This window comes from Paracidovorax citrulli, from assembly GCF_900100305.1.
GTDB lineage: Bacteria > Pseudomonadota > Gammaproteobacteria > Burkholderiales > Burkholderiaceae_C > Paracidovorax > Paracidovorax citrulli.
On the sequence record NZ_FNEY01000027.1, the window covers coordinates 40,453 to 59,841 of the forward strand.

A 19,389-nucleotide genomic window follows, 5' to 3' on the forward strand; every position below is an offset into this window, starting at 1 on the left:
CCGGCCGGCCGTGTGCGCGCCGGCCTGCCCCGGGCCCCGGCCCTGCAGGCCCGGACGGCACGGAGGAATAAGCGGCTTCCCGGCCGTCTATTCGCACTTTAGATTCCGGCACCCCTCACGACAATCGGCATGACCCCCTCCGTCATGCCACCATGGACTCCTCCAGCCAAGACAAACAGCTACCCGCGACCGAGCGCAAGCTCCAGAAAGCGCGCGAGGAAGGCCAGGCTGCGCGGTCCCGCGATCTTTCCCACATCGCCATCCTCGGCATGGGCGCGGTCAGCATCTATGCGCTGGCCCCCTCCCTGATCGAGCACCTGCAGCAGGCCATCGCGCACCACCTCTCGTTCAACGCAGAGACGGTGCATGCCACCGGCTCCATGCTGCAGCGGCTGCAGGACATGACCTTCGTCGGCCTGGCCGCGAGCTTCGCCTTCGCCCTGCTGACCACCGTGGCCACCGTGGCGAGCGCCATCGGCTCGGGCGGCTGGATCTTCACCTTCAAGCCGGTGATGCCCAATTTCACGCGGCTCAACCCGATTTCCGGCTTCGCGAACCTGTTCTCGAAGCAGCAGATGGTCACCGTGCTCAAGATGGTGCTGATGACCGGCATCCTGGCCGCCGTGGCCTGGAGCTTCATGAGCACCAGTATCGAGAAGATCGCGATGCTGGTGCTGCAACCCTCCCCGGTGGCCCTGCGCTACGTGGCCGAGTGGATCACCGGCGGCATGGCGCTGCTGCTGCTGGTCGTGTTCCTCGCCGCCATCATCGACGTTCCGCTGCAGGCCTTCTTCTTCAAGTCGCGGCAGAAGATGTCGCACGAGGAAGTGAAGCAGGAGCACAAGCAGTCCGAGGGCAGTCCCGAGGTGAAGGGCCGCCAGCGCCAGCGGGCGCGCGACATCGCCAGCCGCGCCAGCCTGGCCAACGTGCCCAAGGCCGACTTCGTGGTGATGAACCCGACCCACTATGCCGTGGCCCTGCGCTACGACGAGGCCACCATGGGCGCGCCGCAGGTGGTGTCCAAGGGCACGGACCTGCTGGCGTTCAAGATCCGCGAACTGGCCAACCAGCACTCCGTGCCCGTCCTGCAGTCGCCCATGCTGGCCCGCGCCCTCTACGCCAATGCCGAGCTGGAGCAGCCCATTCCCGCCCAGCTCTACGCGGCCGTGGCGCAGATCCTGGCCTATGTGTACCGGCTCAAGGCCGCGCTGCGCGGCGAAGGCCGCATGCCCGACGCCCAACCCGATCCCTACGTGCCGCCGGAGCTCGATCCGCTCACGAAGGCCGCCCCATCCGACGCTTCCGCTGCAGGTGACGCGCCATGAAGACCCCCACGATCGCCTCCGCCCGCCAATGGGCCGGCACCAATGTCTCCGCGCTGCAGGGCCTGTCGGCCCCGCTGCTGGTGGTGGCCATCCTGGCGCTGATGGTGCTGCCCATCCCTGCCTGGCTGCTGGACACCTTCTTCACGCTCAACATCGCCGTGGCGCTGATGGTGATGATGGTGGCGGCCTACATGCTGCGGCCTCTGGACTTCGCGGCATTCCCCTCCGTGCTGCTGCTCACCACCCTGATGCGGCTGTCGCTGAACGTGGCCTCCACCCGCGTGGTGCTGCTGGAGGGCCACACCGGCCCCGGCGCCGCCGGCGCGGTGATCGAGGCCTTCGGCCACTTCCTGATCGGCGGGAACTTCGCGGTGGGCCTGATCGTGTTCGCCATCCTGGTGGTGATCAACTTCGTGGTGGTGACCAAGGGCGCCGAGCGCATCGCCGAAGTTTCCGCACGCTTCACGCTGGACGCCATGCCCGGCAAGCAGATGGCGGTGGACGCCGACCTGAACGCCGGCCTGATCGACGAGAAGGAGGCCAAGCGCCGCCGCGCCGAGGTGCAGGAGGAAGCGAACTTCTTCGGCTCGATGGACGGCGCCTCGAAGTTCGTGCGCGGCGATGCCATCGCCGGCATCCTGATCCTGCTCATCAACATCGTGGGCGGCTTCGCCATCGGCATGCTGCAGCACGACCTGTCCGCAGGGCAGGCCGCCAACAGCTACATCCTGCTGGCCGTCGGCGACGCGCTGGTGGCGCAGATTCCCGGCCTGCTGATCTCGGTGGCCGCCGCCATGGTGGTCTCGCGCGTGGGCAAGGACCAGGACATGGGCCGCCAGATCGTGCAGCAGCTCTTCATGTCGCCGCGCGTGCTGGGCGTGGCCGCCGCGATCCTGATCATGCTCGGCCTGATTCCCGGCATGCCGCACGCCGTGTTCCTGGTGATGGGCAGCGGCCTCGGCTATGCCGCCTGGCTGCTGCACCAGCGCGCGAACGCGCCCAAGCCGGTGGAAGCGCCGCCCGCCCCCGCGGGCGACGGGGAGGCGAGCTGGGACGACCTGCAGCCGGTGGACCTGCTGGGCCTGGAGCTGGGCTACCGGCTGATCTCCCTGGTGGACAAGAGCCGCCAGGGCGACCTGCTGACCCGCATCAAGGGGGTGCGCCGCAAGTTCGCCCAGGAAGTGGGCTTCCTTCCCCCGGCGGTGCACGTGCGCGACAACCTCGAGCTCAAGCCCAGCGCCTACCGCATCACGCTGCGCGGCGTGGTGGTGGGCGAGGGCGAGGCGTTCCCGGGCATGTTCCTGGCGATCAACCCCGGCGGCATCAGCACGCCGCTCATCGGCACGCCCACCACCGACCCGGCATTCGGCCTGCCCGCCCACTGGATCGACGATCACCAGAAGGAAGCCGCACAAATGGCGGGTTTTACGGTCGTTGATTCCGAAACCGTGATGGCCACCCATTTGTCACACTTGATGCAAGTCCAGGCCGCCAAGCTCCTGAGCCGCACCGAAACGCAGCAGCTCGTGGAACACGTCGGCAAATTGGCCCCCAAGCTCATCGAGGAAGTGGTTCCGAAAATGGTGTCGATCGCAACGTTCCAGAAGGTGCTCCAGCTGCTGCTGGAAGAGTCCGTGCACATCCGGGACATCCGCACCATCATCGAAACCCTCGCCGAGCATGCGGGCGCCATCGGCGATCCGGTGGAGCTGGCGCGCCGCGTGCGCATCGCCCTCTCGCCGGCCATCGTGCAGCAGATCTACGGCCCGACCCGCGAGCTCAACGTGATCGCGATCGAGCCGGGCCTGGAGCGCCTGCTGGTGCAGGCCCTGGGCAACGCCGCCGGCCCCTCGCTCGACCCGGGCGTGGCCGACATCCTCACGCAGAAGGCCGCGGAAGTGGCCATGCGGCAGGAAGAGATGGGCATGCCCGCCTGCCTGCTGGTGCCCGACGCCATCCGCAACGCCGTCTCGCGCCTCGTGCGCCGGGTCGCCCCGCGCCTGCAGGTGCTCGCCCACAGCGAGATCCCTGAAACCCACACCATCCGCATTGGCCCGATCCTCAAAGGTGCAGCATGAATATCAAACGCTTTACCGCTCCCACCTCCCGTGAGGCCCTGGCCAAGGCACGCATGGCCTTCGGAGACGGCACGCTGATCCTCTCGAACCGCCAGATCGCCGGCGGCGTCGAGGTGATGGCCACCGCGGAAGACACGCTGTCCTCGCTGGAGAGCGCCGCCGCCGAGCCCGCGCCCGTCGCCTCGAGGCTGCAGGAACGCGCCCCGGCCGCCTCCCGGCTGCAGGAGCGCGCCGCCGACATGGCCGCCAACCCGGCGCAGTCGAGCCGGCCTCTGCGCGCGGCGCAGCGGTCCGAGGCGCGCAACCCGGTGGCGCAGGACACGGAGCAACTGGCGATGAGCACGCTCTCCTTCCAGGACTATGTGCGCGAGCGCATGCTGCGCCGCCGCCACGAGGCCATGCACGGCACGGCACCGGCCTCCGATGCCGCGCCGCAGCCCGAGCGCGCGCCGCTGTCGCGCCCCGAAGCCCCCCGCATGGCCGAACGTGCCATGGCGCCCGCCAGCGCCCCGCTGCCGCGGCACAACCCGATGCACGCCATCCCCCTGGGCCTGCCGCCCGAGCAGCCCGTGCGCGAACGCCGCGTGCAGGCCCCCGTGCCCTCGCTCGCCCAGGAGTCGGGCCAGCAGAACCTGATGAGCGAACTGCAGTCCATGAAGGACCTCATCGAGGACCGCTTCAACACGCTGGCCTGGCTGGGTCAGGCCCGGCAGAACCCGATCCAGTCCAACCTGATGCTCAAGCTCATCCGGGCAGGCTATTCACCCTCGCTGGCGCGCGCCGTGCTGGAGCGCCTGCCCGAGGAGCTGGGTGCCGCCCATGCCGTGCGCTGGCTCATGGAAGTGCTGGAACGCAACCTCAGGACCGATGCGCACCAGCGCCCGCTGTACGAAGAAGGCGGCGTGTACGCGATGGTGGGCGCCACCGGCGTGGGCAAGACGACCACGACCGCCAAGCTCGCCGCCCTGTGCGCCCGCATCCACGGCCCGGCCAGCGTCGGCCTGATCACCCTGGACACCTACCGCGTGGGCGCCCACGAGCAGCTGCGCTCGTATGGCCGCATGCTCGGCGTGGTGGCGCACCTCGCCCACGACCGTGCCGCCCTGCAGGACCTGCTCGGCCTGCTGGCCGGCAAGAAGATGGTGCTGATCGACACCACCGGCATCGCCCCGCGCGATCCGCGCAAGCGCGACATGCTCGACGTGCTCGACCTGCCCGGCGTGAACCGCCTGCTGGTGCTCAACGCGGGCTGCCATGGCGATACGCTGGACGACGTGCTCACCGGGTTCCGGACCGCCGGCTCGCAGCAGGCCATCCTCTCCAAGGTGGACGAGGCCGTGAAGCTCGGCCCGGCCGTGGATGCGCTGATCCGCCACCAGATGGTGCTGCGCGGCGTGACCAACGGCCAGCGCGTGCCCGAGGACTGGGAAGCGGCCGATGCCCAGAAGCTCATCGCCACCTCCATGCGTTCGCCCGCGAAGTCGGCGTTCGACCCGAAAGCCTCGGATCTGAACTTCTTCTTCTCGCACTCCCCCGAACTCGCCACGGAAAGGGCCCTGGTCGATGCTTGACACTGCCTTCCACCAGGGCGCGAGCCTGCTGCGCCTGATGCCCGAGTCGCCCCTGCGCCTGCTGGCCATCCTGGCGCAGCCGGATGCGGCCTACGGGCTCGAAACCTTCTTCCAGGTGTGCTCGGCGCTGCAGCGCATGGGCTATCCCGTGGCCGTTCTCGACGGCACCGCGCGCGAGACCGATGCCTCCCCCGGCCTGGCCCACCTGCTGGCCGAGCCGTCCTGGCAGGACGGCGCGCCGCTGGACACGGGAGGCGCCGCCGCGGCCTCTCTGGCCGTGCTGCCGGCCGCCTACGGACTGCGCCGGCTGGCCCGCCAGAGCACCGATGCGGTGGCGGCCCAGCAGACCCTGCAGCCCTTCTTCCGCTCCTACGCGGTGCTGGCGATCTATGCCCCCGCGGAGGCGCTGGCGCCCCTGGTGCGCGATACGGCCGCGGTGCCGCTGCTGATCGCCGAGGGCGGCGACCATGCGATGCGCAGCTACCGCCAGCTCAAGCACATGGCGCTGCACGCCGGCGTGCCCTGCACGGTGGCCTCGGTGCTGCCCACCGACCGGCCCGCGGGCCTCCACCGGGTCCACGCCACGCTCGCCACCCTGCAGCGCTGCGCCGAGCGGCACCTGGGCAGCGAATTGCGCACCACGACCCTGCGGGCCAATCACCCGCAGGACTTGCAGCGCCTGGCCTTGCAACTGCTGGAAAACGCGGGCACCATTGGCGCCGCGCCGGCCGCAGCCGCCCCGCCCTTCGGTACGCAGCGGTCCGCCCAGCCCTTCGCACGGAGCCACTGATCCGATGTACACCGCCAAAGGACAGCTCAACCGCGATGCATTGATCCGCCAGCACGCGCCGCTGGTCCGCCGGATCGCGCACCACATGATCGCGAAGCTTCCGCCCAACGTGGAGCTGGACGATCTGATCCAGGTCGGCATGATCGGGCTCAACGAGGCGCTGTCGCGCTACGAGGTGACGCAGGGCGTGCAGTTCGAGACTTTCGCCTCCCAGCGCATCCGCGGCGCCATGCTCGACGAGCTGCGCGAGGGCGACTGGATGTCGCGCAGTTCGCGCAAGAGCCAGAAGGAGATCGAGCACGCCGTGACCCGGCTGGAGCAGAAGCTCGGCCGCAGCCCGCACGAATCCGAGATCGCCACGGAGCTCGAACTCAGCCTGGCGGAGTACCAGTCCCTGCTGAGCAAGGTGCGCGGTACCCAGCTGGTTTACCTCGAAGACATGACGCGCGGCGACGACGACGATGACGGTTTCCTCGACCGCCACGTGGCCGACAGCGCGGCCGATCCCATGGCCATGCTGCGCGACCAGCGCCTGCGCGCCTCCCTGGTGGCGGCGATCAAGGCGCTGCCCGAACGGGAGCAGCAGATCATGGGCATGTACTACGAGCACGACATGAACCTGAAGGAGATCGCCGCGGTGCTGGGCGTGACCGAATCGCGCATCTGCCAGCTGCACAGCCAGTCGATCGCCCGGCTGCGCGCGAAGATGCGCAGCCATTGACGCTGCCAGCGCCCGGCATGCCGGTCGTCCGGGAAAGCAATAAGAAAGGGCCCCTCGGGGCCCTTGGTTTTTTGCGGCACAGCCCGGCAGGGCCGCACGGATAGCGCTCAGCTCTGCGAGCGGTAGATGCGCGCGGCGCTGCCGCGCATGCCGGAGCCGGCAGGACCGCGGCTGCCGTAGGTCGCCCCATTCTGGTCCGGCGGCAGGAAAGTCGCCACCTGGCGGTTCGTGAGCGCGGCGAGCCGGGCGAGTTGCTCTCGCTGCAGGGACAGCTGGCTGCGCACGGCCTGGACGCGGCGGGCCCAGTCGGCCGGCAGGGGCGGTGCGGAGGCGGGACGGTTTTCCAGGCAACGGGACAGCTCGAGCGCCGCCTGCTGCAGCAGCGGGGCGCTGCGCTCCAGCGCGGGAGCATCCGCCTTCAGCAGCAGGGCCCCGACATCGGCCAGGATCGACTCGACAGTACCGAGCAGGGTTTCCGGGGAGCGGGAGGAAGATGGGGAAGCGGGGGAAGGGTGCATGGGTCGGTCCTGTGCCGACCGGCCCATGCGCGACGCAGGCCGTGTGCGCTACGGCCGCGCCGGGGCAAGGGGCGGGTCAGTGGCTCTTGGGAGAATGGGCGATGGTTTCCTGGGCGTTGGAGAGCAGCTTGTCGGCGATGGCTTCGGCATCGACCGTGAAAGTGCCCTTCTCGATGGCCGCGCGCACGGCCTTGACCTTGTTGGCATCGAAATCCGCGCTGCTGCGCAGCGACGGGTCCAGGGCCTTGGCGGCGCTGGAGAACGTCACGGGCGTGCCGCCCGTGGTGGCGACCGTGGTCGCGGTCTTGGTGGCCTCTTCGGCGGCGGGCGCCGGGGCGGCCGCCTTGGCCTGTTGCTTGGCAGCCTGGACCTGCTGCGTCAGCGAAGTCGGCAATTCCGGGTTCTGTCCTATTTTCATCGCACACTCCCACCCCGTTCGATGTGGGGCACAGTAGCAATGTTTTCGACCATCGGAGCGCGGACTTTAGGCTTTTATCGGAAACAGAAGGTCACAGGCCGACTTCGACCGTTCCATCATTGGAAACAATGCCCGCGATGATCCGGCCATTGTCCATGCGGACGCGCACAGTCTCTCCGATCGAGCCTGCCGTGACGGCCTGCCCCGCGGATGTTACCGAATAGCCGCGCCCCTGGGCGACGACCCGCACCGGGGAGCCGGCGCGGAAGGCCATCGGCGCCTTCACCATGTGCTGGCGCAGCGCCTGCCCGGCCATGAGCGGGCGGGACGCCACCTGCCCCACCCAGTTTTCCGGGTTGGCCACGATGGCGGTCGTCTCGGCGGCCCAGTCCACTTCGGCCTGGGTGGCATCGGCCTCGGTCAGCACTGCGCCGGAGGCGACATTGCCGGTGAGCACCCAGGCGGGCCCGTAGGCCTTGACGGTGACGGGCAGGAAGACATTCCACGCCGTGGCACCTTCGACGCAGCGCAGGCCCAGCCGCGTGCGGCCCCAGAGCCGGGATCCGGCGGGAAGGTAGGGCTCCACCCGGGCGCAGGGCGCGAGGCGCAGGCGCGAATCGAGCTGGCCCACGCTGACTTCCATGCGCAGCGGCATGGAGCCGCCCGACACCTGGCTGCGCTGCAGGGCGTCGTCGAGCCAGCGCTGGGTGATGGAGCCCAGGTCGGCCGCGGCGTCCGCGGCGGGAGCGCCCTGGGCGTGCACGGCCGCGGCGGCGCTCCAGGCCAGCAGCGCGGCGCCGGCCATGCGGGCCAGCGCACGGGCGCGGCGCGGAGCGGGGCGGGAAGACGGCAGAGGGGAACGGGGGGACATGGGGGCCTCCTGGGCAGCGGGACTGCGGCGATGGACGGGGCCGGCCGGACGGGGCGGTCCGGGGGCCATTGCACAACCTGGACTGTAGGGCGTGGGGCCGACGGCGATGGACCGAACTGCGCGCCAATCCCCGCGTTCTTCGCGCTTTAGGAAAAAGGGCCCGTTTCCATAATCGGACCACGCCGAAAACCCGTGGCCCCGTGCCGCGCGACGGCCCCCGATTCCCCTGTTTTCCGCAAGGTGCCCCATGCTCGACAAGTTGACCGAAAGGCTGGATTTCCACGGCAACGCACTCATGCTGCGTGCCGAGCGCCAGCGCGCGATCGCGAGCAACATCGCCAATGCCGACACCCCTGGCTACGTGGCGCGCGACTTCAATTTCGCCGATGCGCTGCGCGATGCCACGGGTCAGGGCGCGGGCGCCTCGTTCAACGCGGTGGAGCGCGCCCTCCAGCGCCAGCAGAGCGCGACCGATCCGCGCCACATCCCCCTGCCCGGCGCCACCACCGGCAGCGGCGCGCCCGGTTCCCTGGGCTACACGGTGCAGACCCAGCCGAGCCTGGACAACAACACGGTGGACCTGGACCGCGAGCGGGCCGCGTTCGCCGACAACGCCGTGCGCTACGAAGCCACGCTGCGCTTCATCAACGGCAACGCGCGCACCATGCTGAGCGCGATCCAGGGCCAGTGAGGACGCACACGTCCCGCCGCCCGCAACGCACCAGGAAAGCGATCACCGCCATGTCCATGTTCTCGATCTTCGGCGTCTCCGGAAGCGCGATCAGCGCGCAGGCGCAGCGCCTCAACGTCGTGGCCAGCAACCTCGCCAACGTCGATGCCGTGGCCGGCCCCGACGGCCAGGCCTACAAGGCGCGGCAGGTGGTGTTCCAGACGGCGCCCATGGGCGGCGAAGGCGCGGCCGGCGTGCGCGTGAGCGCCATCAGCGAGAGCCAGGCGCCCGGCAAGCGCGTGCTCGATCCCACCCATCCGCAGGCCGACGCGGAGGGCTACGTCACGCACTCCAACGTGAATCCGGTGGAAGAGATGGTCAACATGATCTCGGCCTCGCGCTCCTACCAGAACAACGTCGAGGTCCTCAACACCACCAAGTCGCTGCTGCTCAAGACGCTGCAGATGGGCCAGTAATCCCTTCCTGAAGGACCGCACCATGATCCTCAACCCCATCGGCTCCACGGCCACCGTGAACACGGGCTCCAGCTCGAACTCCGCCACCGATCCGGCCGCTGCGCAGGACCGCTTCCTGAAACTGCTGGTGGCGCAGCTCAACAACCAGGATCCGATGAATCCGCTGGACAACGCCCAGATGACCTCGCAGATGGCGCAGATCAACACGGTGACGGGCATCCAGCAGCTCAACCTGAGCATGCAGACCATGGCCGAACAGTTCTCGACCATGCAGACCCTGCAGGGCACGATGATGATCGGCCGCAGCGTGCTGACCGAGGGCTCCAAGATGACCTTCAAGGACAGCGCCGGCACCGGATCCTTCGACCTCAAGGGCGCCGCCACCGACGTCAAGGTGGAGGTCGTCACGGCGGGCGGCCAGGTGGTCGATACGGTGGACGTGGGCGCGAGCGCGGCAGGACGCCACGACTTCACCTGGGACGGCAGCAAGTACAGCGGCACCCACAGCGACCTGAAGTTCCGCGTGGTGGCGTCCACCAAGGACGGCGCCGTCGAGGCGACGCCGCTCATGCAGGCCAAGGTGGTGGGCACCGGCTCCAACGCGGGCGCCCTCACGCTGAACCTGGACACGGGCGGCACCGTGAACTACAGCAACATCCGCGCGGTGCTCTGACGGCCTCGCGCATTCCGCAAGACAACACCCCTTTTCGTCCCCCGAGGAGAGCACCATGAGCTTCCAGCAAGGCCTGTCAGGCCTCAACGCGGCCAGCAAGAACCTGGACGTGATCGGCCACAACGTGGCCAACTCCGGCACCGTCGGCTTCAAGGCTTCGCGCGCCGAGTTCGCCGAAATGGTGGCCAATGCCATCGGCTCCGCGGGCGGAACCAATGCCGGCATCGGGGTGGAACTGTCGGCGGTGGCGCAGCAGTTCAACCAGGGCAACATCTCCGTCACGGGCAACAGCCTGGACGTGGCGATCAACGGCGACGGCTTCTTCACGCTGCAGCAGCCCGACGGCTCGCGCGCCTACACCCGTGCCGGCAACTTCAAGCTCGACAGCAACGGCCAGCTGGTGACCAACACCAAGGCGCAGGTCATGGGCTATGCGCTGGACCCGATCACCGGCAAGCGTACGGCCAGCAACGCCGCGCCGCTCACCTTCCCGACCTCCAAGCCGATTCCCGCCAAGCAGACCACGACGATCACGGCGGAATTCAACCTCGACGCACGCGCCCCCGATGCCGCCGGCGACGCCACGGCCACGCCGCCCGTGCCCGCCACGCCGCGCTCCACCTACGGCACGTCCATCAACGTGTACGACAGCCAGGGCGTGGCCAAGCCGGTGAGCCTGTACTTCCAGAAGAACGGCGCCAACACCTGGGACGTGTACGACAGGCTCGACGACGCCACCGCCAATCCGCCGGTGGTGGCCACGCCCATCGGCCAGATCAAGTTCGACAACAGCGGCAAGATCGTCTCGCCGGCCGCCACCGCACCGGAAACCGGCTTCCAGATGCCGCTCACCGTGAAGCCCACTCCGCCCAACCCGAACGGGCTGGCCGACTACACGGTGAACATCAAGCTCGACGGCGTGTCGCAATACGGCAAGGCGTTCGCAGTGTCCAACCTGTCGCAGGACGGCTACACGGCCGGCGAACTCACGGGCATCAGCATCGAGAACAACGGCACGGTGATGACGCGCTACTCCAACGGCGTGACACGCGCCGAGGGGCAGGTGGCGCTGGCCAGCTTCCGCAATACGCAGGGCCTGGCCTCGGTGGGCAACAACAACTGGGTGGAAACCTTCCAGTCGGGCCAGCCGGTGCTGGGCACGCCCACCGAAGGCAAGTTCGGCGGCCTGCGCTCCGGCGCGCTGGAGGATTCCAACGTGGACCTCACGGCCGAGCTGGTGAACATGATGACCGCCCAGCGTGCCTACCAGGCCAACGCGCAGACCATCAAGACGCAGGACCAGGTGATGTCCACGCTGGTGAACCTGCGCTGACGGCCCGACCCCGCTGATCCGCCACTGAGCTCCGAACCCCTTCCTTCATCCAGGCCGAGCGATGGACCACATCATCTACACCTCCATGACGGGCGCCAGCGCCGCCGCGCAACGGCAGGCGGTGCTGGCCAACAACCTCGCGAACGCCTCCACCAACGGCTTCCGCGCGGAAATGTCCACCTTCCGCTCGGTGCCCGTGCAGGGCGACGGCTCCAAGACCCGCGTGTTCGCGCTGGAGGCGACCTCCGGCCACGTGGAAACGCCCGGCCCCGTGCAGCGCACCGGCCGCAACCTGGATGCGATGGCGGTGGGCAACGCGTGGTTCGCGGTGCAGGGGCTGGACGGCACCGAGGCCTACACCCGCAACGGCAGCTTCGAGGTGAATGCGGAGGGCCAGCTGCGCACTTCCAACGGGCTCACCGTGCTGTCGGACGGCGGCGGCCCGATCGACGTGCCGCCCGGCGCCGACGTGACGCTGGGCTCGGACGGCACCCTCACCGCGCGCGTGGCGGGCCAGCAGGCCACGCCGATCGGAAGGCTCAAGCTCGCCACCCCGACGCCGGAAGACCCGCTCAAGCGGGGCGACGACGCGCTCTTTCGCACCGCATCGGGCGACCCGATACCCAACGACCCGAACGCGCGGCTGCTGTCCGGCGCGCTGGAGGGCTCCAACGTGAACGCCGTGGAAAGCATGGTCGGCATGATCGCCGCCTCCCGGCAGTTCGAGGCCCAGATGCGGCTGCTGCAGACGGCCGAGACCAACGACAAGACAGCCGCCCAGCTGCTCAGCCTGAACGGCTGACGACCGCGCCGACGACACCCCGCACGCCAAGCCCAAGCACGCATTCCCCGAGGAACCGCCATGATCAACTCGCTCTGGATCGCCAAGACCGGCATGTCCGCCCAGCAAACGCAGCTGGACGTGATCTCCCACAACCTCGCCAACGTCTCCACCACCGGCTACAAGCGCAACAACGCGGTGTTCGAGGACCTGATCTACCAGAACCTGCGCCAGGTGGGCGCGCAGACCACCGAGCAGAACCAGTTGCCCACCGGCCTGCACCTGGGCCTGGGCGTGCGCACGGTGGCCACCAGCCGCAACTTCACGCAGGGCAGCCTGGCGCAGTCCAACAACAACCTGGACGTGGCCATCAACGGCAACGGCTTCTTCCAGGTGACGATGCCGGACGGCACCACGGGTTACACGCGCGACGGCTCGTTCCAGCTCGACTCGCAGGGGCGTCTGGTCACCTCCAGCGGCCTGCCGGTGGCCAATGGCATCACGGTGCCGGCCAACGCCACGGGCATCAGCATCAGCACGGACGGCATCGTCTCGGCCACCGTACCGGGCACGACCGCGCCGCAGCAGATCGGCACCCTGGGCATGGCGAGCTTCATCAACTCGGCCGGCCTGGAGCCGATCGGGCAGAACCTGTTCAAGGAATCCGCCGCCTCGGGCCAGCCCCAGCAGGGCACGCCCGGCACCAACGGCCTGGGCATCATCCGCCAGGGCTTCCTGGAGACCTCCAACGTGAACGTGGTGGAAGAGCTGGTGTCCATGATCCAGACACAGCGCGCCTACGAGATGAATTCCAAGGCCATCCAGACATCCGACCAGATGCTGGCCAAGCTCGCGCAGCTGTGATTCGCGCCCTCCCCTTGCTGACGACCGCCGGGACACCGACCATGCCGCACACCGCCTCCTCCGCCTTCCTCCGCGCCGCCCCGCTGCGCCTCGCCGCCGTGGCCGCCCTGCTGGCCGCCACGGGCTGCGCCTCCGTCAATCCGCCGCCGCCCATCGACATGCCGCCCACCCAGCCGCCGATCGCCGTGCAGACGGTACCCCGCGCGACCGGGCCGGCCACCGGCAGCCTGTTCCACGCGGCCAGCTACCGGCCCGCGTTCGAGGACCGCCGCGCGCGGCTCGTGGGCGACATCGTCACCATCCAGATCGTGGAGACGATCTCCGCATCGCAGAAGTCCAGTTCCAAGGTGGACCGCACGGCCGCCAACACGGCCGGCGTGAGCGCCTTCCCCTTCATCGGCGCGGGCGATCTCGGCAAGCTGAAGCTGGGCGGCAACAGCACCAACAACTTCGAGGGCAAGGGCGACCTGCAGAGCTCCAACACCTTCACCGGCACCATCACCACCACGGTGGTGGAGGTGCTGCCCAACGGCCACCTCGTGATCGCGGGAGAGAAGCAGATCGGCGTGGCCGAGAACGTGGACGTGCTGCGCTTCTCGGGCACCGTGGACCCGCGCTCGCTGCAGCCGGGCAGCGTGGTCAGCTCCACCCTGGTGGCGAATGCCCGCGTGCAGTCGCGCGGGCGGGGCTCACCGGCCGAAGCGCAGGCCATGGGGTGGCTGGCGCGGGCGTTCAATTCGGTGGCGCCGTTCTGAGCCGGCACTTTCGATGGCCCGGCGACCGGCGTTCAGGGTGATGCTGACGTCACGCCGCGCCTGATATCCTGATTTTTCCTATCTGCTCGAAGGCCTGTCCCTGCTGCAGGAGGCTGTGCAGGTTCAGGGGGGTCGTCCGGCTCGCATTCACGTGGAATTCGACGTGCTGCCCCAGCGTGGCCTCGATGGAACTCCGTTCCTGGCCGCTTTCCTCATCTCTGGCATTCTGTATGTTCAGCAATGCCGCCTGGTATGCGGCAAGCACGAGGTGGGAGCAGAACGCGCCTTCCTTTTTCCAAAGCGGATCACTTTCAAAGGCTTGTTGCATGTATGCGCTGGCGCGATCGTGCGCGGCTTCGTCGAACTGCGGACCTTTTGCGGTCATGCTTTTGGTACCGGCTTTCACCACCTTGCCGAAACTGTAGGGAATCTTGCGTTCGCTGCTCCAGACCATCGCGATCTGCGAGGCCCAATCGCCCAGATTCACGTCTTTCGGCCGATATACCAGGTAGTCGCCCTTGGTGAGCACGTTGCCGATCACCGCATGGTTTTTCTTTGAAAGACCCACATGCGCTTCGACCACTTCCGGTTCCTGATTTTCCTGCTCGTTTCCTTCTCCCGCATGCTTCGGGCTCATCGTCCACAGCGCCGCATGGATGATGTTGTGATTTCCGCGATTCTTTTCCGGCTGGAGCTTCTTTCCCATGTAATGCCCCAGAGCAATTCCCGCATCGAGTGGAAGAGGAATTCTTGGATTGACGTAGAGCAGGATGTCTCCAGGACGCATATCCGATTTTTTCAGCAATCTGTCAGACACCGGATTCAGGGCGACCTCCTGCACGCCGCCCGAGCCGACGCTCCCCGGCGTTTCCAGGGCAATATTTCCAGGGGGCTGCAAACACGATAATGGCTGCCGGGGGGCCGAAGATGGGGTCTGTCCGAACGACGGTGTTCTACCCCTCGGGAATAAAGGATTCGCGTTGGCGGGAGAGGCCTGGAGCTGGCTTGACGAAGGCACAGGTTCATGCTCAGGCGCGCGATGACTGGCCAGAGGCCGGATGGCCGCGGAATCGATTCTCGTCATGTGATTTTCAAATAGACTTTTGCGCAGGTGCAGGACATTTTCCGCCGGTGCGGTCGGTGCGAAACGCGGCAATTTATCGGCTATCACCAGACGTCACCGGGTCGCATTGCCAGCGGAAACGCTGCGTCGGAAAGCATTTGCTGGGAAGCGAATGGCAGCGAAGGACTCGGCAGTTCATCGGCAACAGGTGATGGACAACGGGGCGATGGACGGCGGCGGTTGTGCAGGCCACCGCGGTCGCGTGAGCCCTGACGTGTTCCAGGGGTGAAGCGACACGCAGGCCGGCCGGCGTGCGGACAAGAAAGCGGGTGATCCGGCGCCTTTTCCCTCCATTCCCCAACACGCTCCGATCCCACAATCGGTGCCATGACGTTTCCTGCCCCCACCTCCTTCCTCGCACGCGCGCACCGGGCCGCCCTGCGGCTGGGAATCGCGCATGGCCTCGCCGCGCTCGCCCTGCTGGGGGCGGTGGCTCCCGCGCATGCGCTGCGCATCAAGGAAGTGGCGGCCGTGCAGGGGGTGCGCAGCAACCAGTTGACGGGCTACGGCCTCGTCGTGGGGCTGGACGGCACGGGCGACCAGACCACGCAGATGCCGATCACCACGCAGGCGCTCACCAACTACCTGCAGCAGATGGGCATCAGCCTTCCGCCGGGCACGGCCGCGCCGCAGCTCAAGAACGTGGCCACCGTGATCGTGACGGCGCAATTGCCGGCGTTCGCGCAGCCGGGGCAGTTCATCGACGTGAGCGTGTCCTCGATGGGCAATGCCAAGTCGCTCAAGGGCGGCACGCTGATCGCCACGCCGCTGCGCGGCGCCGACGGCGAAATCTACGCGCTGGCGCAGGGCAACCTCGTCGTGGGCGGCGCGGGCGCGTCGGCCGGCGGCAGCAAGGTGCAGATCAACCACCTGAGCGCGGGGCGCATTCCCGAAGGCGCGCAGGTGGAACGCGCGGTGCCCACGCCGCTGAACGACGGCGACACGATCAACCTGGGGCTCAACGCTTCGGACTTCCAGACCGCGCGCAAGGTGGCGCGGGCCATCAACGACAAGCTCGGCAAGGGTGCCTCCATCGCCACGGCGCTGGACGGCCGCACGGTGCAGGTGCGGGCACCGCAGGACCCGGGCGGGCGCGTGAACTTCATCGCCGACCTGGAGGAAATTCCGCTGGCCGACGCCACGCCCGCGGCCAAGGTGGTGATCAACGCCCGCACGGGCTCCATCGTGTTCAACCAGGCCGTGACGCTGGGCCCCTGCGCGATCGCGCACGGCAACCTGTCGATCACCATCAGCTCCACGCCGGTCATCAGCCAGCCCAATCCGCTGTCGCAGGGCCAGACGGTGGTCGCGCAAAAGAGCGACATCTCCGTGAAGCAGGAGCCCGGCAACATCATCCAGATGCCGCCGTCGCCGCAGCTCGCCGACGTGGTGCGCGCGCTCAACACGCTGGGCGCCACGCCGCAGGACCTGCTGGCCATCCTGCAGGCCATCAAGGCCGCGGGCGCCCTCAACGCCGAGCTGGAGGTCATCTGATGGCCGCCGCGTCCACCTCCGCATGACCGCCGGGAGACCGCCATGTCGCTCAGCCTGACCTCCTCCGCCCCCGCCACGGCCTCCAACGCGCTGGCGGTGGACGCGCGCTCGCTGGACGCGCTGAAGTTCCAGGCCGGAAGCAACGACCCGAAGGCCGCCAAGGAAGCGGCCAAGCAGTTCGAATCGCTGTTCATGCGCGAGATGATCAAGAGCATGCGCGAGGCGACGATGAAGTCGGGCCTGATGGAGGGCGAGCAGGGCAACCTGGGCCAGGACATGCTCGACCAGCAGTTCTCGGTACAGATGTCGGGCCTGCAGGGCGGCCTCTCCGAAGCCATCCAGCGCCAGCTCACGCGCCAGATCGGCAGCGGCCAGGAAGCCGCGCCGGCATTCTCGCCCCCCTCCACGCTGAGCATGCAGGCCCCTTCGCCGGCCCGCGCCGCCGCGGCGGCCAACGCCTACGCACCGGCGCCCAAGGGCCGCGACGGCTTCGTGCAGCACCACCGCGAGGCCGCCGAGCGCGTGGCGCAGGAAAGCGGCATTCCCGCGAGCTTCATGCTCGGCCAGGCCGGCCACGAAACCGGCTGGGGCAAGAGCGAGATCCGCAGCAAGGACGGCAGCAATTCGTTCAACCTGTTCGGCATCAAGGCCGGCAAGGGCTGGACGGGCAAGGTGGCGGAGATCACCACCACCGAATACATCAACGGCACGCCGCGCAAGGTGACGGCGAAGTTCCGCGCCTACGATTCCTACGAGGACTCCTTCAAGGACTACGCGCGCCTCATCAACGACAACCCACGCTACGAGAAGGCGCGCGGCAAGACGCATTCGGCCGTGGCCTACGCCGCCGAGCTGCAGAAGGCCGGCTACGCCACCGACCCGGAATACGCGAGCAAGCTGAGCCGGGCCATCCACAGCACGCTGCGCGTGGGGCCCTCGGCATGAAGGCGGGTGAACGCACATGAGTCTGCTCAACGTCGGCGCGCGCGCCCTTCTCGCCAACCAGGTGGCCCTGCAGACCACCGGCCACAACATCGCCAACGTCAACACCGCGGGCTACTCGCGGCAGACGCTGTCGCTGCAGACGGTGCAGGGACAGTTCACCGGCGGCGGCTACATCGGCCAGGGCGTGGACGTGCAGACCATCCTGCGCAACCACAACGAACTGCTCACGCGGCAGGCGGCGGCCGCGGATTCGGTGCAGGCGTCCGACAAGACGCGCGCGGAGCGGCTGTCGCAGATGCAGGACGTGTTCGGCGGCGGCACCAGCGGGCTGGGCGCGGCCATCACCGACATGCTCAACTCGTTCAAGGACGTGGTGGCCTCGCCCATGGACATGACCGCGCGCACGGTGTCCATCACCCGCATGGACGAAACCGCCGCGCGCATGCGCTCGTCGGCCGGGCGCCTGGACGAGATCCAGTACACCGTGAAGGAACAGCTCACGGGCGACGTGAACGCGCTCAACGCCCTGTCCAAGCAGATGGCGAGCGTGAACGAGCAGATCGCGCGCGTGAAGGGCAACGGGCAGACGCCCAACGATCTGCTGGACCAGCGCGACCAGATCATCCGCGAGATCAACCGGTACGTGCAGACCACGCAGGTGGCGGCGGACGACGGCACCGTGGGCCTGTTCGTGGCGGGCAGCCAGCCGCTGGTGCTGGGCACCACGGCCACGCCGCTGCAGGTGCAGGAATCGAGCATGTTCCCGGGCAGCGGGCAGCTCAAGGTGTACTTCAGCCCGCCCGGCATCAAGCCCATCGAACTGGACGACGGCATGCTCGGAGGCGGTGAACTCTCCGGCCTGCTGCGCTTCCACAACAACGATCTGGCCGAGGGCCGCAACCTGCTGGGCCGCATGGCGCAGGCCATCGGCATGACGATGAACGCGCAGCACAAGCTCGGCCTCACGCTGGACGGGGAAGCCGGCAAGGACCTGTTCACCGTGCCCGCCAGCATGCCGGGCTATACGAACGGCACGGCGGTCGGCACCGTGGCGTTCACGGATGCGACGAAATTCGCGGCTTCCGATTACGAGGTGCGTTTCACCACGCCGCCCGCGGGCCAGGTGGTGCGCCTGTCCGACGGCAAGGCCACCGCCTTCACCAGCCTGGCGAACCTCGCGGGCCAGCAGATCGACGGGCTCACGTTCAACCTCACCACCGCGGGCGCCACCGGCGAGCGCGTGATGTTCAGGCCGTTCAGCAGTGCGGCGCGGGACATCGAGGCCAAGGTGCTGTCGCCGCGCGACCTCGCCGCAGCGAGCCCCGTCAATGCCTCCATGGGCGCGGCGAACGCCGGCTCGCTGCAGCTCAGTTCCGTGAAGGCCGCCACCAGCCCCTACACCGCCCCCCCGACGCCGGGCGGCGTGACCCTCACCTTCACCGCGGGACCGCCCTCCACCTACGGCGTGACGGGATCGACGGTGCCGGCCTCCGGCACCACGGGTCTCGCTTATACGCCGGGCCAGCCCATCACCATCGACGGGTGGCAGATCACGCTCAAGGGCACGCCGGGCACGGGCGACACCGTGAAGGTGGGCAACGTGCTGGACGCGCAGTATGGCGATGCCTACAAGCGCAATGCCGGCAACGCCTCGGCGATCGATGCGCTCGGCGACGTGAAGATGTTCGACGACGCCACGATGAGCGACGGCTATGCGGGCCTCATGGCCCAGGTCGGCACGCGCATGCAGAACGCCAAGTACGCGTCGGACGTCTCGGCCACGATCTCCACCAACCTCGAACGCGACCGCACCGCCGTGTCGGGCGTGAACCTGGACGAGGAAGCCGCCAAGCTGATCCAGTACCAGCAGGCCTACCAGGCATCGGCCAAGGTGCTGCAGATCGCGCAGAGCATTTTCGACAACCTGATCCAGACGATGCGCTGACGCCGCCCGCGCCGCACCGCCTCCGGTCCTACCGAGCA

The 19,389-nt window shown here is 68.4% G+C and carries 19 protein-coding genes; 15 read left to right on the plus strand and 4 right to left on the minus strand.

Annotated elements, in window-relative coordinates; all coding sequences use genetic code 11:
* Positions 1-152: 152 nt before the first annotated feature.
* From BLR99_RS16955 to BLR99_RS16975, 5 genes are read left to right on the plus strand one after another with little or no spacing between them, the layout of a single operon-like run.
* Positions 153-1,325, plus strand: a complete 1,173-nt coding sequence (locus tag BLR99_RS16955; protein WP_011797423.1) for an EscU/YscU/HrcU family type III secretion system export apparatus switch protein — start codon at positions 153-155, stop codon at positions 1,323-1,325.
* Positions 1,322-3,403, plus strand: a complete 2,082-nt coding sequence (gene flhA / locus BLR99_RS16960) for a flagellar biosynthesis protein FlhA (RefSeq protein ID WP_017439013.1) — start codon at positions 1,322-1,324, stop codon at positions 3,401-3,403. The genes BLR99_RS16955 and flhA overlap by 4 nt, the downstream gene beginning before the upstream one ends.
* Entirely contained in the window at positions 3,400-4,974 is a 1,575-nt protein-coding gene (gene flhF / locus BLR99_RS16965) for a flagellar biosynthesis GTPase FlhF (RefSeq protein WP_046059954.1), read from the plus strand. The genes flhA and flhF overlap by 4 nt, the downstream gene beginning before the upstream one ends.
* The gene (locus BLR99_RS16970) at positions 4,967-5,764 is read left to right on the plus strand and encodes a hypothetical protein (RefSeq protein WP_046059953.1); all 798 of its coding nucleotides are present in this window, start codon (positions 4,967-4,969) and stop codon (positions 5,762-5,764) included. The genes flhF and BLR99_RS16970 overlap by 8 nt, the downstream gene beginning before the upstream one ends.
* A gap of 4 nt (positions 5,765-5,768) precedes the next feature.
* The gene (locus BLR99_RS16975) at positions 5,769-6,485 is read left to right on the plus strand and encodes an RNA polymerase sigma factor FliA (RefSeq protein ID WP_011797427.1); all 717 of its coding nucleotides are present in this window, start codon (positions 5,769-5,771) and stop codon (positions 6,483-6,485) included.
* Between the two features lie 107 nt (positions 6,486-6,592).
* Here BLR99_RS16975 and BLR99_RS16980 read toward each other — a convergent pair whose 3' ends face one another.
* The 3 genes from BLR99_RS16980 to flgA form a co-directional block, all read right to left on the minus strand.
* The gene (locus tag BLR99_RS16980) at positions 6,593-7,003 is read right to left on the minus strand and encodes a hypothetical protein (protein ID WP_011797428.1); all 411 of its coding nucleotides are present in this window, start codon (positions 7,001-7,003) and stop codon (positions 6,593-6,595) included.
* Between the two features lie 76 nt (positions 7,004-7,079).
* On the minus strand, positions 7,080-7,421 hold the full coding sequence (gene flgM, locus BLR99_RS16985; RefSeq protein WP_017440029.1) for a flagellar biosynthesis anti-sigma factor FlgM: 342 nt from the start codon (positions 7,419-7,421) through the stop codon (positions 7,080-7,082).
* Between the two features lie 91 nt (positions 7,422-7,512).
* The gene (flgA, locus tag BLR99_RS16990; RefSeq protein WP_011797430.1) at positions 7,513-8,292 is read right to left on the minus strand and encodes a flagellar basal body P-ring formation chaperone FlgA; all 780 of its coding nucleotides are present in this window, start codon (positions 8,290-8,292) and stop codon (positions 7,513-7,515) included.
* 247 nt (positions 8,293-8,539) lie between these two features.
* Here flgA and flgB point away from each other — a divergent pair, with 247 nt between their 5' ends.
* From flgB to BLR99_RS17025, 7 genes are all read left to right on the plus strand, one after another.
* Positions 8,540-8,983, plus strand: a complete 444-nt coding sequence (gene flgB / locus BLR99_RS16995; RefSeq protein ID WP_017438773.1) for a flagellar basal body rod protein FlgB — start codon at positions 8,540-8,542, stop codon at positions 8,981-8,983.
* A gap of 50 nt (positions 8,984-9,033) precedes the next feature.
* Positions 9,034-9,438 (plus strand): flagellar basal body rod protein FlgC, encoded by a 405-nt coding sequence (gene flgC, locus BLR99_RS17000; RefSeq protein WP_011797432.1) that lies wholly within the window; start codon positions 9,034-9,036, stop codon positions 9,436-9,438.
* Between the two features lie 22 nt (positions 9,439-9,460).
* Positions 9,461-10,111, plus strand: a complete 651-nt coding sequence (locus tag BLR99_RS17005) for a flagellar hook assembly protein FlgD (RefSeq protein WP_011797433.1) — start codon at positions 9,461-9,463, stop codon at positions 10,109-10,111.
* A gap of 55 nt (positions 10,112-10,166) precedes the next feature.
* Entirely contained in the window at positions 10,167-11,444 is a 1,278-nt protein-coding gene (gene flgE / locus BLR99_RS17010) for a flagellar hook protein FlgE (RefSeq protein WP_046059950.1), read from the plus strand.
* A gap of 61 nt (positions 11,445-11,505) precedes the next feature.
* A complete protein-coding gene (gene flgF, locus BLR99_RS17015) occupies positions 11,506-12,246 on the plus strand; it encodes a flagellar basal-body rod protein FlgF (protein ID WP_011797435.1) in 741 nt (246 codons plus the stop codon).
* Between the two features lie 60 nt (positions 12,247-12,306).
* Positions 12,307-13,089: a flagellar basal-body rod protein FlgG gene (gene flgG / locus BLR99_RS17020; protein ID WP_011797436.1), complete on the plus strand. Its 783-nt coding sequence runs from the start codon at positions 12,307-12,309 to the stop codon at positions 13,087-13,089.
* A 41-nt stretch (positions 13,090-13,130) separates the two neighbouring features.
* The gene (locus BLR99_RS17025; RefSeq protein WP_011797437.1) at positions 13,131-13,844 is read left to right on the plus strand and encodes a flagellar basal body L-ring protein FlgH; all 714 of its coding nucleotides are present in this window, start codon (positions 13,131-13,133) and stop codon (positions 13,842-13,844) included.
* A 49-nt stretch (positions 13,845-13,893) separates the two neighbouring features.
* On the opposite strand, the gene BLR99_RS22705 is transcribed toward BLR99_RS17025, so the two are convergent.
* Positions 13,894-15,015 carry a hypothetical protein gene (locus tag BLR99_RS22705; protein WP_133246131.1) on the minus strand — a complete coding sequence of 374 codons (1,122 nt, stop codon included), beginning with the start codon at positions 15,013-15,015 and terminating at the stop codon, positions 13,894-13,896.
* 279 nt (positions 15,016-15,294) lie between these two features.
* Between BLR99_RS22705 and BLR99_RS17035 the strand changes: the two genes are divergently transcribed.
* From BLR99_RS17035 to flgK, 3 genes are read left to right on the plus strand one after another with little or no spacing between them, the layout of a single operon-like run.
* Positions 15,295-16,461, plus strand: coding sequence for a flagellar basal body P-ring protein FlgI (locus tag BLR99_RS17035; protein WP_011797439.1), 1,167 nt, complete (start codon positions 15,295-15,297; stop codon positions 16,459-16,461).
* Between the two features lie 42 nt (positions 16,462-16,503).
* Positions 16,504-17,406, plus strand: coding sequence for a flagellar assembly peptidoglycan hydrolase FlgJ (flgJ, locus tag BLR99_RS17040; RefSeq protein WP_011797440.1), 903 nt, complete (start codon positions 16,504-16,506; stop codon positions 17,404-17,406).
* 16 nt (positions 17,407-17,422) lie between these two features.
* A complete protein-coding gene (gene flgK, locus BLR99_RS17045; RefSeq protein ID WP_011797441.1) occupies positions 17,423-19,351 on the plus strand; it encodes a flagellar hook-associated protein FlgK in 1,929 nt (642 codons plus the stop codon).
* Positions 19,352-19,389: the final 38 nt, after the last annotated feature.